Annotated in this window: 1 protein-coding gene; it reads left to right on the top strand. The window is 55.4% G+C overall.

The features are described from left to right. The coding region (locus tag LZP69_RS16030; RefSeq protein WP_234201697.1) for an Ig-like domain-containing protein at positions 1-298 on the top strand (298 nt) is incomplete at both ends.

The raw sequence follows: 298 nt of genomic DNA, 5'->3' as shown, positions 1-298 counted from the left end.
CATTACCGTTACCGCCACCGACAGCCAGGGCGCAACCGTCACGTCCACCTTTAACCTGGTGGTTAACAACGTTAACGACGCACCGGTACTGGATCCCATCGCGCAAGTCAGCGCCAAGGAAGATGGTTCAGTAGTTAATGGCACCATCACCTCCACCGATATCGATGTGGGTGACACGGCCACTTACAGCACCACTGCCACAATAGCGGGACTGACGTTCAACAATGACGGCAGCTGGACCTTTGACCCAAGCGATGCAGCCTACCAGAGTATGGCTGAAGGCCAGACTCAGACCTTA

This window comes from Shewanella sp. AS1 (genome assembly GCF_021412565.1).
Taxonomy (GTDB): domain Bacteria; phylum Pseudomonadota; class Gammaproteobacteria; order Enterobacterales; family Shewanellaceae; genus Shewanella.
Note: the sequence above shows the minus strand (reverse complement) of the source record. Positions and strands in the feature narration are given on the sequence as shown.